This window comes from Pseudoalteromonas sp. G5_S1_14_S5, assembly GCF_054968605.1.
Genome location: NZ_JBQKUM010000190.1, coordinates 1 through 1,074, shown reverse-complemented (window position 1 = coordinate 1,074; position 1,074 = coordinate 1). Strand labels below are relative to the sequence as shown.

General features: G+C 53.9%; 1 protein-coding gene. It reads left to right on the top strand.

Annotation, left to right across the window (positions count from 1 at the left end; translation table 11 throughout):
- Nucleotides 1-1,074, top strand: a 1,074-nt coding sequence (locus tag ACTRWI_RS22485; protein WP_499133912.1) for an AMP-binding protein, incomplete at both ends; no start/stop codon positions are given.

Genomic DNA, 1,074 nt, shown 5'->3' with positions numbered 1-1,074 from the left:
GTGGAACACTACCGCAGCGCCATACCCGCAGAATAAGACACTGAACCAACTGATTGAAGCGCAGGTTAAGAAGACCCCGGATGCCATTGCCTTGGTGTTTGAGGAGGAGCAACTGACATACGCCGAGCTTAACGCACGGGCCAACCAACTGGCACGAGCCATCCGTCAGCAGTACCAGGCTACCCATGGACACAACATGAAGCCCGATACTCTGATAGCGCTCTACTTTGACCGCAGTGTGGAGATGGTAGTGAGTATTCTGGCGGTGCTGAAATCAGGGGGCGCTTATGTACCGCTGGCTACCGAAGTGCCTGCAGCCCGCCTGACGCATATGCTGCAGGATACCCAGACGCCATTGGTGCTCACTCAAGCGCACCATATTGAATACCTGTCTGTCGTGATCCAAGATTTAGAAACTGCACCACAGCTACTGAGCCTCGATACCGACACTGTTTGGTGTGAGCTGGCAGCGAATAACCTACCATCACTTAGCGGCCCGAAGGATCTGGCCTACGTGATCTATACCTCTGGTTCCACTGGGATGCCCAAAGGGGTGATGAATCAGCACGATGGCGTTGTCAACCGCTTGCAGTGGATGCAGGATGCCTATCAATTACAATCGATTGATCGGGTGCTTCAGAAGACGCCGTACAGTTTTGATGTCTCTGTTTGGGAATTCTTGTGGCCCCTGCAGACTGGCGCGGCCTTGGTGGTTGCCAAGCCGGACGGACACAAGGATCCTGTTTATCTGGCAGAGGTGATCCAGCAGCAGGATATCAGTGTGCTGCACTTCGTGCCATCGATGCTGGCCGCCATGTTGCATGGAGCCGATTGGTCCGCGTGCCGTTCGGTGAAAAAAGTGGTGTGTAGTGGTGAAGCCCTGCCATTCACCTTACAAAAGGATTTCTTTGCCACTGGAACTCAGGCTGAGCTGCATAATCTATATGGCCCTACCGAAGCGGCGATTGATGTCAGTTATTGGGTCTGCGATCCGGTCACTGAGCTGAAAGTGGTGCCGATTGGCCAGCCGATTGCCAATATCCAGCTACATGTGTTGGGCGAGCAGGGGCAAAT